Source organism: Chryseolinea serpens (genome assembly GCF_900129725.1).
Taxonomy (GTDB): domain Bacteria; phylum Bacteroidota; class Bacteroidia; order Cytophagales; family Cyclobacteriaceae; genus Chryseolinea; species Chryseolinea serpens.
Genome location: NZ_FQWQ01000001.1, coordinates 477,140 through 490,674, shown reverse-complemented (window position 1 = coordinate 490,674; position 13,535 = coordinate 477,140). Strand labels below are relative to the sequence as shown.

Here is a 13,535-nt window from a genome sequence, read left to right as displayed (position 1 = left end):
GTTCAAACCTAACCTAAGACCACGCATGACCGCGACCGACCTCTTTCATAAGTACCCACTGATTGGCAATACCTGGGATGAAATGTACGATGAGGAACGGGTCCGCGCCCACTATCAGAATGTCTTCAACTCCCTCTCCAGCATCCCCGCCGATGAGCTTAGCAAAAAGGAGGAACTGGCCCGCGGGCTGTTCATGAGCCAGGGCATCACCTTCACGGTCTACTCCAGCGGCGAGGGCATCGAGAAGATCTTTCCCTTCGACATCATTCCCCGCATCATTACGGCTTCTGAGTGGGACCTTATTGAGCGGGGTATCAAACAGCGGTTGCGAGCGCTCAACCTCTTTCTAAAGGACGTATACCACGAACAATTCAGCCTTAAAGACGGCATCGTACCGATCGACCTGATTTACTCGTGTCCGCACTATCTCCGCGAGATGCAAGGTGTGAACGTTCCTCACGACATCTACGTCCACATCGCCGGCATCGACCTGATCCGCGACTATGACGGCACGTTCTATGTGTTGGAGGACAACTTGCGAACACCCTCCGGGGTTTCCTACATGATCGAGAACCGGGAGATCACCAAGCGCATCTTTCCGGACCTTATCCCGCAAAACTTCGTGCGGCCGGTTACGCAGTATCCCAACATCCTTTACAACAACCTCATGGCCCTGAGCCACGGCCAGGTCTCCTCTCCCAACGTGGTGCTGCTCACGCCGGGAATTTATAACTCCGCTTATTTCGAACACACCACACTCGCCCGCCTCATGGGTATTGAACTGGTGGAGGGACGCGACCTGGTGGTGGAAAATCACAAGGTGTACATGAAGACCACGGCAGGTCTGCGCCAGGTAGACGTGATCTACCGCCGGGTGGACGACGAATACCTCGATCCTCTCGTATTCAATCCCACCAGCGTGCTGGGGGTGTCTGGAATTCTGTCGGCCTATCGCAAAGGAAATGTGGCCATCGTCAATGCCGTGGGCAACGGGGTGGCTGATGACAAGGCCGTCTATGTGTACGTGCCCGAAATGATCCGCTACTATCTCAACGAAGAACCCATCCTGAAGAACATTCCCACCTATCAATTGGGCAAGCCCGACGAGCGCGAGCATGTGTTGAAGAACATTCACAAAATGGTGGTGAAGAAAACCAATGAGTCCGGGGGCTATGGGATGTTGATGGGACATGCTGCTTCGGAAGCGGAGATCGAAGACTACAAGAAAGAGATCCTGAAAGCCCCGCGTCAGTTCATTGCGCAGCCCGTCATTAGTTTATCGAATGCACCCTGCTACATCAACGGCAAGGCCCAGCCCCGTCGCATCGATCTGCGCCCGTTTGCGTTGTGCGGCCCCAATGGCATCGAGATCGTGCCGGGAGGACTAACCCGCGTGGCCTTGAAAGAGGGATCGCTCGTGGTGAACTCCTCGCAGGGCGGTGGCAGCAAGGACACCTGGGTGCTGGCCAAATAATCCGTGACAATGACTAACTTAAGAACGATCGAACGACCATGCTGAGCCGAGTAGCTGATTCACTATATTGGATGTCGCGTTATATGGAACGCACGGATAGCATTCTCCGGATGCTAAAAATAAACTATGCCTCTTCGCAAGACAGTCCCGAAGACTTTAGCTGGGAACCTGTGTTGAGGATCTTTGGAAACCTCGACGATGAAGGGGCCGCGGCCATCGACAACAACAGCCGCAAGATTCTGCAATACATCGTGCTGGACCGCGAGAATCCCAACTCGGTTTTCAACATGGTGACCATTGCCCGCGAAAATGCGCGCGGTGTGCAAGACAACATCACCACGGAATTGTGGAAATGCCTCAACGAGTTCTATCACGTGGTGCGGGAAGAACGGCTGAGGTATGCCCTTCAATACGAAGACCCGGTGACGGTGCTCGACTCACTGATCAAGGAGTGCATGATCTATTTCGGCGTGACCGACATCACCATGTTCCGCGGCGAAGGACTTTGTTTTATGAACGTAGGCAAGTACATGGAGCGGGCCATACAATCGGCCGACATTCTCGATGTGAAGCTGAGCAATTTTTCGAACGAAGTCGACAAACCAACCGACACGGCCTATTGGAAATATTTATTGATGTCGATCTCCGGTTATTCGCTATATCTGAAACGCTACCAATCCGGCTTTGAAGCGCGCAACATCATTGACCAGGTGTTGTTCAACGTAGACTTCCCGCGATCGGTGCTGTATTCGCTGAACCAATTGAACCGATATTTCGAACGGTTGAAAAGTGAGCAGAACACCGAAGGTTATGCCAAAGTGCAGTTCATGATCGGAAAGCTGCGCAGCAAGGTGCAGTACTCCAGCGTGGAAAGCGTTTCACTGATCGGTCTTCACGATTATTTAACCGAGATCACCACCGAAATTGACGATATTGGCAGCACCCTCAACAAGTATTATTTCGCCTACAGTTGATCTAACACCCAAGACCATGTCCAAATTCAAAATACGTCATATCACCAAATACACCTACGAAGGCCTCGTGCGCGACAGCGCCAACCAGGTCATGCTCTACCCTATCCAGGACGACTACCAGGATGTAATCGAGCAGACCCTCCTTATCACGGGTAATCCCGTGGTCGACGTGTACCGGGATTATTACGGCAATAGTGTGGGTACGTTTACACATGCCCGTCCGCACCCGGAACTGGTCATCGATTCACGCATCGTAGTAGCGCTGTCGGCACGCCCGTTGCCCGACGACAACATTCCACAAGACCTCCAATGGGAAGAGTTGGCCAAGCTGAAATACCGCCCCGAGTTGATCGACTTTTTGAAACAAGAGCGTTTTGATGCGCTGCCGGACGTGAACCTGATCATCGAAGAAGAGCGTTGCAAGAATTGCTCACCCCTGGCATCGGCCAAGCATTTTTGCGAGTACGTGTACAGCACGTTCGAATACAAAAAAGGCATCACGACCGTAGAGACCACGCTGGACGAAGTATGGAAACTGCGCTCGGGCGTTTGCCAGGACTTTGCCCATTTCCTCTTAGTGATGTTGCGCCTGATCGACATCCCCGCCCGCTATGTGAGCGGCTATATTTGTCCCAAGAAAAACGGCATGCGCGGCGAAGGCGCCACCCACGCCTGGGTAGAAGCCTACATCCCCTTCTACGGATGGCTTGGGCTGGACCCCACCAACAATTTGGTAGTAACCGATACGCACGTGAAACTCGCCGTGGGAAAAAATTTCTCCGACTGCTCCCCCGTCAAGGGAACCTATCGAGGCTCATCGAACCACACGCTGGAAGTGGCGGTGACGGTGGCGTATGAAGATGGACAAACGGCGGATGGCGAGATTGAGATCAATCAGAAGGAGCCACTGACTTCGGTGTCGAGGAATTCGTTCCGGAGACATCAGGAGATGCAGATGCAACAGTGACGCGGCGTTCAGGAGCCAGAATCCAGGAGCCAGTAGCCAGGAGTAGAAATTCAGGAGCCAGAATTTTAGAATTCAGTAGTTAGAATTCAGTGGTGCGGTTAGGGAGTGTTTTGATTTTTTTATGAATAAAAAAGAAGCCGGGGATAGATATCCCCGGCTTCTCTATTTATCGGTTGCAAGTCTGGCTACCAGATTCTCATCCGGATCAGGACTCCAGAAAAATTCTGACTCCTGGCTCCTGGATTCTGGCTCCTGATGACCGCCTCCTAGAATTTGTATCTCACAAACGCTTCCATCGCTTCATACTCCGCGAGTCCCAAGTCATTATACGCATTCGCGGTCGCGTGATTTCGATCTTCCGCGCGCATCCAGAATTCGCGTTTGTCGCTGCCGGGGAACATGGCGCTGTCTTTTTGTGATTGGTGTTTGAAGACGGCGCGGCGTTTGCGCATGAGTTCGTCGGGGCTGAGGGGTACGGCCATTTCGATTTGGTCGATGTCCCACTCTTGCCATGCGCCGCGGTATAGCCATACCCAGCAATCTTTTGCCCACGGCTTTTTCTTCAGGCGTCTCAGGGCTTCGAAGATGGCGGCGAGACACACGCGGTGTGTTCCGTGCGGGTCTGACAAGTCGCCGGCGGCGTAGACCTGGTGGGGTTTCACGCGCTCCAGGATCTCCATCACCACTTTGATATCTTCTTCACCGAGGGGTTTCTTTTTCACGGCGCCGGTTTCGTAGAACGGCATGTCGAGGAAGTGCATTTGTTCGTCGGGGATGCCCACATAGCGACCACCTGCTTTGGCTTCTCCCCTTCTGATCAAGCCTTTGATCTTCAACACTTCGGGGCTGTCCAGTTGACCGGGGCCTTTCTTCTGGAGGGATTGTACCACTTTCTTGTAGAAGCGTGCACCGTCGGCTTTGCTCAGGCCGAACTGGTCATTGAAATCGCGCACGAAGTCGGCGAAGCGGATGGCGTCGTCGTCGAATACGGCGATGTTGCCGGAAGTTTGGTAGGCTACGTGCACTTCGTGTCCTTGGTCTACCAGGCGGATGAAGGTTCCTCCCATCGAGATCACGTCATCGTCGGGGTGTGGCGAGAAGAGGACCACGCGTTTGGGGAAAGGCTTGGCGCGTTCGGGACGGTTGGTGTCGTCGGCATTGGGTTTTCCGCCGGGCCATCCGGTGATGGTATGTTGGAGGAAGTTGAATACTTTGATGTTCACTTTATAGGCCGAGCCGAATTCGGTGATGATGTCGCTCATGCCGTGTTCCATGTAGTCGTGGTTGGTGAGCTTCAAAACGGGTTTGCTCACTTTCTGGCAGAGCCATACCACGGCCTTGCGGATAAGTTTTTCGTTCCAGCTAACGCTATCCAGGATCCAGGGCGTTTTGATGCGGGTGAGCGCCGACGATGCGGCGTCGTCCAGCACCACGGTGCAATCGCGGTGACGTTGCAGGAATGAGGAAGGGATTTGATCGGTGATCGGGCCTTCAACAGCCTTCTTGATCACGGACGATTTGCCTTCGCCCCAGGCCATCATGTATACCTTGTTGGCTTTCATGATCGAGCCCACACCCATGGTGATGGCTTTGCGCGGAACGTTTTCCTCGCCAAAGAAATCGCTGGCCGCATCGATGCGGGTAACCTGGTCGAGGGTCACCAGGCGGGTCAGGGATTTTTCGGAAGAGCCGGGTTCGTTAAAACCGATGTGGCCCGTACGGCCGATACCTAATATCTGAATATCGAGGCCGCCAAGACGGTCGATCTTTTCTTCATAGCTTTTGCAGAAATCCTGGACATCATCTTTGGCCAGTGTGCCGTCGGGGATGTGGATGTTCTTTTTGGGGATGTCGATGTGGTCGAACAAATGCTCGCGCATGAACCGCACGTAGCTTTGCAGGGCATCGGGGGGCATGGGATAGTATTCGTCCAGGTTGAACGTGTAAACATTTTTAAAGCTCAGGCCTTCTTTCTGATGCATCTTTATCAACTCGGCATAGAGGCGGGTTGGCGTTGAGCCGGTGGCAAGCCCCAGCACGCAAGGCTTGTTCTCCTTTTGACGCGACTTGATGAGGGCAGCAATTTCGCGGGCTACGTGGACGGAGCCTTCTTCGGAAGTGCTAAAGATTTTTACAGGAATTTTTTCAAAGGCCGTAAGGTCGTTATTCATAATTTTGACTTGGTTTGATCAATTGCTTATCAAAGGCTAAAGTATTACAAAAAGCTCGAAATTTTCAAGTGTTTGCGGAAACATAATTTTATGGACCACTTTCGAACAATCGTTAGCATGACGTCAAAGACCCCTCAAATGGGCCTTTACGACAAGATTTTGACGTTGGGCTCCTGTTTCGCACACAGCATGGGCCAACGTATGCTGGCCTCCAAAATGGCGGTCATGGCCAATCCCTTTGGGGTTCTCTACAACCCTCACGCTATCCACAAAGCTTTGCGCTACGCTATTTTCAACGAAATGCCGCCGCCGCAAACCTTTCTACAACACCACGACGTCTTCCTAAATTATGACTTTCATTCAGAAATCTCTGCACTCGAGCCAGAGAAACTTCGGCAAACGCTAAAGCAGGTCATCGGATCGGCCCATTACTTCCTCAGAGACACGCCGTGGTTGATTCTCACGTATGGAACCGCCTGGAGTTATATCCGAAAGGACACGGGCGAGCATGTTGCGAACTGTCATAAGATGCCCGGCCAGGATTTTGACAAAGTATTGGTACCCGAACGGGAGATCGTGGATTCGTTCGATGCCTTGTATCGTGAGTTGATGACTTTCAATCCCAATCTGAAGATCATTCTTACCGTGAGCCCCGTCAGACATGTAAAAGATACCCTGGAGCTGAATAGCGTGAGCAAAGCTGTGCTGCGAACCGCGTGTCACACGCTTTCGACGACGCATGAGAATGTCGATTACTTTCCAGCCTATGAGTTGATGATCGACGACCTGCGCGACTATCGCTATTATAAGGCCGACCTCATCCATCCCACGGAGGTGGCCGAAGACTATATCTGGCAGCACTTTGGTCAACGCTATTTTTCAGACGCCCTAAAGAAATTTACGGATCAATGGAACAACATCCGGGCTGCATTAGAACATCGGCCCTTTCACACCGCGTCCAAGGCACACCAGCGATTTCTTCATGAGACGTTAAAAAAACTGGAAGCTTTGCAGGCCACGGTGCCGCTTGAAAAAGAGATCGCTTTTGTAAAATCACAACTCCTACCCTAATCCATAAAAGACATGCCCACCTCAACCAATCGCCTGATCCATTCCACATCGCCTTACCTGCTGCAGCATGCGCACAATCCGGTGGATTGGTATGAATGGGGAGCCGAGGCCTTGGAAAAAGCACAACGCGAAGGAAAGCCTATCCTGGTAAGCATTGGCTATTCGTCTTGTCATTGGTGCCATGTGATGGAACGTGAGTCGTTCGAGCACGACAATATTGCGGCAGTGATGAACGATGCCTTTGTCTGTATCAAAGTCGATCGCGAAGAACGGCCAGACATCGATCAACTATATATGGAGGCCGTTCAGGCGCTGGGGGTCAACGGTGGATGGCCGCTGAATGTGTTTCTGACGCCTGAGCAAAAACCTTTTTTTGGCGGCACGTATTTCTCACCGTCGTCCTGGGTGCAGGTGTTGCAGAATATTCACAAGGCCTTCCAGGTAAATCGCGCGCAAATCGAAGACACTGCCGAAGAGCTGCGGTTGCATTTGCTGCGCTCGGATGTACAGCGCTTCAAGCAACCTTACCAGGGAGAAGGGCTGACCGCCGACCTTGCCGATGCCTTCAAAAAACTACAGTCACATTTCGACACGCAGTGGGGCGGCATGGACCGTGCACCAAAATTCATCATGCCTTCCGTTTGGCTCTTTTTGCTGCGCTATCATCACCTCACGAGAGATGAGGCGGCGCTTCAGCAGGTAGTCATCACGTTGCAACGCACGGCTGCCGGTGGAATTTATGATACGCTCGCCGGCGGATTTGCCCGCTATTCGGTGGATCCTTATTGGTTCGCGCCCCATTTTGAAAAAATGCTTTATGACAACGCGCAGCTCCTAAGCCTCTACTCCGAGGCCTACGCCGTGACCCGGATCGAACGGTTCAAGGAAACCGTTTATGAAACCTTCGACTGGCTGCAACAGGAAATGACGCACACCCTGGGAGGCTTCTACTCCGCCCTGGATGCCGACAGCGAAGGTGTGGAAGGACAATATTATATATGGACGAAAGCCGAATTGCAGGAGCTGTTGGGTAAGGATGAGCCGCTGCTGGCGGAATACTATGACATAAAACCGGAAGGCAATTGGGAGCATGGCAACAACATCCTGACGCGCCACAAACCCGAAGCGGAGTTTTTACAGAAACATCACCTGGACTCCGACACCTGGAAGATCATCCTGGATCGGGCCAAAAAAACCTTGCACGCCGCGCGCGCCAAAAGGGTCAGGCCTGGGTTGGACGACAAGGTGATCACCGCCTGGAACGCTATGACGGTGTGCGGCCTGGTGGATGCTTACCGCGTATTTGCGGACGACCGATTTTTAAATGCCGCCGAAAAGAACATGACCTTTTTGACAGCCTCGCTTCAAAACGGCGACATCCTATACCGCTCCTGGAAAGGCAAACACAGCGTCACCACCGGCTTCCTCGACGACTATGCGTATATGATCCAGGCGCAACTCAAACTATACCAGGCCACATTCCGGGAAGAATGGCTTCATCGCGCCACCGCACTGATTGGCTACACGCTGGCCCAATTCTATGACGCCACGGACGGTTATTTTTATTATTCATCGCTGACCGCAGAGCCCTTACTTTCGCGAAAAAAGGAAATCTTCGACAATGTTATCCCGTCTTCCAACGCGATCATGGCTCAGAACCTTTTTCATGCCGGTACACTTTTGGATAACGATCACTGGAAGCAGATGGCCGTGGCCATGACCGAGAGTCTCTCCCATTTGGTGAAATCGGAACCAAACTATATGTCGCAGTGGGCGATCGCACACACCGAGGTCCGGAAAGGTATGGCCGAGATCGTTATGACAGGCAAGGGCTTACGTGTTCTCCGCCGGGAATGGGGTCAGCATTATTTACCCTTCACCTTGGTGCAGGGTACAGAAGATAAAAGTGATCTTCCATTATTGCAGGACAAACCCGTCTTGGGGGATCGGCCTACCTTATACGTGTGTTATAACAAGACCTGCCGCCTGCCGGTGCACACCGTTGAAGAGGCGTTGTCACAAATTCAATAAATACGCGGGAAGGATGTGTCGTGTAGAACGCATTTCTGTATATTCACAGCAAAAGTTTTTTCTATGCGATCCGTCGGGATAATTCTGTTCGTGCTCTGTTTAATTTCGTGTGCTCCCAAAAAAGAAGTGGCACCTCCCCAACCCTTTGGCCCCGTGCCGTCGGCCTCACAGCGGGCCTGGCACGCGATGGAAACGAATGCGTTCCTGCATTTTACCACCAACACCTTCACGGGCAAAGAGTGGGGCTATGGGGATGAAAGTCCTTCCATTTTCAATCCATCCCAGTTCAACGCCGATCAGTGGATCACCACGCTGAAAGATGCCGGGTTCAAAACCGCCATCCTCACCTGCAAACACCACGATGGGTTTTGTCTGTGGCCGAGCCAATACACCGAGCACTCGGTGAAGCACAGTCCATTTGAAGGCGGTCATGGCGATGTGGTGAAGGCCGTGTCGGAGGCCTGTAAAAAGCACGGCTTGAAATTTGGCATCTATCTATCACCGTGGGATCGCAACCGGGCCGACTATGGCACGCCCGCCTATGTTGATTACTACCGCAACCAGCTGAAGGAACTTTTCACCGCGTATGGCCCGGTCGTGGAAATGTGGTTCGACGGTGCCAACGGTGGCGATGGCTACTATGGTGGCAAACGTGAGATGCGCAAGATCAAAGGCTCGACCTATTATGACTGGCCCACCACGTTGGATATGGTCCGGAAAATGGAACCGAACATTCTCTTCTTTAGCGATGCCGGACCCGGCGTGCGCTGGGTAGGAAATGAAAAAGGATTGGCCGGCGAAACCAACTGGAACACCATCAGCACCGACACCTTGTTTGCGGGCAAACCCGGCATCGAAAAATTGCTGAATGAAGGCGACCCCGAAGGCGATCATTGGGTGCCCGCGGAGGTGGATGTGTCGATCCGGCCAGGTTGGTTCTATCACGCCGAAGAAGATTCGCTTGTGAAAACACCGGAGCAGCTGTTCGAAATTTACCTGACCTCGGTAGGACGCGGCTCCACCCTGCTCCTGAACGTGCCCCCCGACCGCCGAGGACTGTTCCATGAAAACGACATCAAAGCCCTCCAGGGATGGCGCGCACTCCTGGACTCGACCTTCAAGACCAACCTCATCCTGCACGCCCCCGCCGAAGCCGAGGACTATCGCGGTCATTCCGATCAATACGCCGCCGCGAACACAACCGACGGAAACCCGGAAACTTACTGGGCCACTGACGACGACAAAACTACTGGCACGTTCGAAGTCACGCTGGACAAGACGAAGGAGATCAAGTTTATACTTCTTCAGGAATACATCAAGCTGGGTCAGCGCGTAAAATCGTTTACCGTGGAAAGTTTTCACGATGGCGCGTGGCATCCGCTGGCCGGAGGAACGACGATCGGTTACAAGCGCATTTTGAAGATAGATCCCGCGCAGGCGGAAAAAATCCGGGTGAACATAACCGCTGCCCGGGCCTGCCCGTTGATCTCGAATATAGCACTTTACTAACTACACTCTTGTGATCTCGCCGCTCGCATATTTATGGATGTTGCTGCTCTGGGCACCCCATGTGCAGGAGCACAATGAGGGCGTGTACATGCTTTCGCCGTCCACTAAAAAAGTGCATTGCGAAAACGAAGTGCCGATGCTCATCGGGGGCGCTAAAGTATGTATTTCAAAGAAGCCCATCCTAAACCTCGACCAGGTCGACTACATTACGGACATCATGTACGACCCTGTTGCCAAAAAAAATTACATTGACATCGGCTTCTCTTCTGCCGCCATTCAGACCTTCAACCGTGGCTTTTCCTCTCTCCCCAACAATCGCTATGCCCTGGTCGTTCACAATGACGTGATGTGCATCATCAAGATAGAAGCAGAGATCACCAATCGCTATATCCGCATGGGTTACGATTTAACCCTCAAAGACCTCACGGCCGTTCACGACATGCTAAAGACCGTGAAACCTTAAGTTCAAATCAGGACTGCTGCGGAATAATATTCTTTCTCCAATCCATCCTTCACACCCTCGCGAAGCTGCGTGGAGGCCTTTGTGCACGGGACGAGGGGGCTTTTTAATTTTTACTCCTTCCTGCTTTTCGTTAAGTTTGACTAGCAACCTCCAGAGATCTTAACGACATGAAAAACAATTTTATAAAACGCCGCAGTTTCCTGAAGCAATCTGGCCTGCTCTCTGCCGGAATGCTGGCCGCGCCCCATGCCGCGTTCGGCGATAGTTCATCTCCCGAAAAGAAAGAGAACCCGGGCGCGCAACTGGAAAAAAAACTGGACGCGAAATGGATCAGGTCGCTCTATGATCGTGGCACGGCGACCACGTATTTGAAAAGCCGGAACGAACTTACTTACATCGGCATGCCCGTGGGTGGCATCCAGACCGGCATGGTTTATCTGGGTGGTGATGGCCGGCTTTGGCTATGGGATGTATTCAACAAAAATCAAACGGGCGTCGTCTATAAGAATGTCCCGTGGCACGAAAAGATCCAGTTCAACTTTGACTATGTGCGCCCTTTTGATGGCGCCAACTATGTGGAGCCAGTGAAAGACGTGCGACCGTTGGAACAGGGCTTTGCCATTCGCCTGGAGTATGAAGGAAAAAAGGTGATCAAACGCCTGCAACAGGAAGATTGGGAAGAAATTGCTTTCGAGGCCACTTACCCGATGGCCACGATCCGTTATACCGATCCTGCCCTGCCGGTGACCGTGCTATTAAAAGCCTATTCACCCTTCATTCCCTTGGACGAAGATGATTCAGGTTTGCCCGGCACGATACTCAGTTTTTCGATTGAAAATAAAAGTAATACCCCGGTAAAAGCCAGCATAACGGGGTGGCTGGAGAACAAATCGTGTTTATACACAGCCATCGATCAGCAATATTTCCGCGTCAACAAAGCTTTGGTAAAAGACGGGCTTTCGGCCGTCCTGGAATATACCGACAGCTACAATTGGGCGGATGAACCTTTCAAGAGCGCTCATGACTATGGCAATTTCTGCCTGGCATCTCTGAATGAAAATACAAGGGTCAATACCGCGGCCCAGTTGGAGTTTGCAGATGCCTTGTTCACGGAAGATCATCGCGAACAAACCAAGACCGAGAACGGAAAACCTTCCATCGCCAGTGTAGGAAATGACCTTACCCTGAATTCCGGCGAAACAAAAACGCTGCACTATGTGATCGCCTGGTATTATCCGAATCTCACCTTCGAGAGTTTGAAGAAAGAAGGCGGTCGATATTATGCCAACCGCTTCAAATCGTCGGTGGAGGTGGCCGGGTATATTCACCAGCATTTTGAAAAGCTCTCCGCCCAAACCAACCTTTGGTGCGACACGTGGTATCGCGAAAGCACCTTGCCGTACTGGTTCCTGGAACGCACCTTCCTCAACATCTCTACGCTGGCCACCACCACCTGTCACCGTTTTCAATCCGGGCGGTTCTATGCCTGGGAGGGAGTGGGAAGCTGCCCGGGTACATGCAATCACGTGTGGCAGTATGCGCACGCCATGGCCCGCATCTTCCCTGCGTTGGAACGCGACACCCGTGAGCGCGTGGACCTCGGCATTGCCTTTCACGACGATGGCCACATTGGCTTCCGCGGTGAGTATGACGAACAGCCTTCCATCGATGGCCAGGCTGGAAGGATCCTGGGCATCTATCGCGAGCACCAGATGAGCACCGACGATGCGTTCCTGAAACGCAACTGGACCCATACAAAACAAGCCATTCAATTTGTGCTGAAGCAAGACACCAATGGCGACGGCATGATCGACACGCAACTCGAGAACACGCTCGACGCAAAATGGCCCGGAGAAATCGCCTGGATTGTCGGGCTTGGGCTGGCGTGTGTCAAAGCCGGCCAACGCATGGCCGGGGAGATGAACGACCCCGCTTTCGCCAGTCAATGCAAAACTTTTGTGGACACCGGCAAAGCCAACCTGGAGAAACTGTTGTTCAATGGCGAATATTTCATTCACCGGCCCGATGCCACCAAAGGCAAGACTGTGATCGGCTCCTACGATACGTGTCACATCGACCAGGTGTACGGCCAAAGTTGGGCGCACCAGGTAGGTTTAGGTCGGGTGATCGACCAGCAGAAGACCCTCTCGGCATTGCGCGCGTTGTGGAAATACAACTTTACCACGGACGTCGGTCCCTATTTGAAAGAACATCACGGCGGCCGGCCGTATGCCTTGCCGGGCGAGGGGGGCATGATCATGAACACCAATCCCAAACGCGATCCCCTGCCCTATGGCGTGAAGGATGCGTGGCAGGTCACCTATTTCCACGAATGCATGAGCGGCTTCGAGCACCAGGTGGCCGCCCACATGATGGCCGAAGGGATGACGGAAGAAGCGCTCATCCTAACCCGGACCATCCACGACCGCTATCATGCCGCCAAACGCAATCCCTTCAACGAAGTGGAATGCAGCGACCACTATGCCCGTGCGATGGCCAGCTATGGTACGTTCATTACAGCTTGCGGGTTTGAGTATCATGGGCCACAGCGCTATATCAAATTTGCGCCGCGTCTGAACAAGGAAAACTTCAAAGCTCCATTTACAGCGGCAGCAGGATGGGGTACCTATGCTCAGCAGAAATCCGGAAAACAACAGGAGCACCGTCTGGATGTGAAGTACGGCACGTTGACGTTACAGAAGATCGGAATTGAGAAAATGGATGGCGCTAAAGTGAAATTTGTTACGGTGCGTCACGGCGCGGATACGTTGAAAGCCACTGTTGCTCAACAAGGGGCTGAGCTCAGCATTGTTTTGGAGAAGCCGGTTACGCTTTCGGCGGGCGAGAGTCTGCTCATTACGACTTGAAATACAAT

9 protein-coding genes are annotated in these 13,535 nt (G+C 52.6%); 8 read left to right on the top strand and 1 reads right to left on the bottom strand.

The annotated features are described in order from the left end of the window. Positions 1 to 25 precede the first annotated feature (25 nt). The 3 genes from BUB30_RS01880 to BUB30_RS01870 are packed head-to-tail and all read left to right on the top strand — an operon-like array spanning position 26 to position 3,415. Positions 26 to 1,474 carry a circularly permuted type 2 ATP-grasp protein gene (locus tag BUB30_RS01880; protein ID WP_073130469.1) on the top strand — a complete coding sequence of 483 codons (1,449 nt, stop codon included), beginning with the start codon at positions 26 to 28 and terminating at the stop codon, positions 1,472 to 1,474. Between the two features lie 38 nt (positions 1,475 to 1,512). Then, positions 1,513 to 2,448 (top strand): alpha-E domain-containing protein, encoded by a 936-nt coding sequence (locus BUB30_RS01875; RefSeq protein WP_073130465.1) that lies wholly within the window; start codon positions 1,513 to 1,515, stop codon positions 2,446 to 2,448. A gap of 16 nt (positions 2,449 to 2,464) precedes the next feature. Next, complete coding sequence (locus BUB30_RS01870; protein ID WP_073130463.1) at positions 2,465 to 3,415, top strand: transglutaminase family protein; 951 nt, start codon at positions 2,465 to 2,467, stop codon at positions 3,413 to 3,415. A gap of 266 nt (positions 3,416 to 3,681) precedes the next feature. Here the strand turns inward: BUB30_RS01870 and nagB are convergent, their stop codons facing one another. Next, the gene (gene nagB, locus BUB30_RS01865; RefSeq protein ID WP_073130460.1) at positions 3,682 to 5,586 is read right to left on the bottom strand and encodes a glucosamine-6-phosphate deaminase; all 1,905 of its coding nucleotides are present in this window, start codon (positions 5,584 to 5,586) and stop codon (positions 3,682 to 3,684) included. Between the two features lie 117 nt (positions 5,587 to 5,703). Here nagB and BUB30_RS01860 point away from each other — a divergent pair, with 117 nt between their 5' ends. The 5 genes from BUB30_RS01860 (at position 5,704) to BUB30_RS01840 (ending at position 13,527) form a co-directional block, all read left to right on the top strand. Next, on the top strand, positions 5,704 to 6,657 hold the full coding sequence (locus BUB30_RS01860; RefSeq protein WP_073130458.1) for a GSCFA domain-containing protein: 954 nt from the start codon (positions 5,704 to 5,706) through the stop codon (positions 6,655 to 6,657). Positions 6,658 to 6,669: 12 nt separating this feature from the next. Then, positions 6,670 to 8,688, top strand: a complete 2,019-nt coding sequence (locus BUB30_RS01855; RefSeq protein WP_073130455.1) for a thioredoxin domain-containing protein — start codon at positions 6,670 to 6,672, stop codon at positions 8,686 to 8,688. A 126-nt stretch (positions 8,689 to 8,814) separates the two neighbouring features. Beyond that, a complete protein-coding gene (locus tag BUB30_RS01850; protein ID WP_245804016.1) occupies positions 8,815 to 10,197 on the top strand; it encodes an alpha-L-fucosidase in 1,383 nt (460 codons plus the stop codon). A 10-nt stretch (positions 10,198 to 10,207) separates the two neighbouring features. Next, a complete protein-coding gene (locus tag BUB30_RS01845; RefSeq protein ID WP_143164730.1) occupies positions 10,208 to 10,660 on the top strand; it encodes a hypothetical protein in 453 nt (150 codons plus the stop codon). A gap of 167 nt (positions 10,661 to 10,827) precedes the next feature. Beyond that, the gene (locus tag BUB30_RS01840; RefSeq protein ID WP_073130446.1) at positions 10,828 to 13,527 is read left to right on the top strand and encodes a GH116 family glycosyl-hydrolase; all 2,700 of its coding nucleotides are present in this window, start codon (positions 10,828 to 10,830) and stop codon (positions 13,525 to 13,527) included. The last annotated feature ends 8 nt before the right edge of the window (positions 13,528 to 13,535 follow it).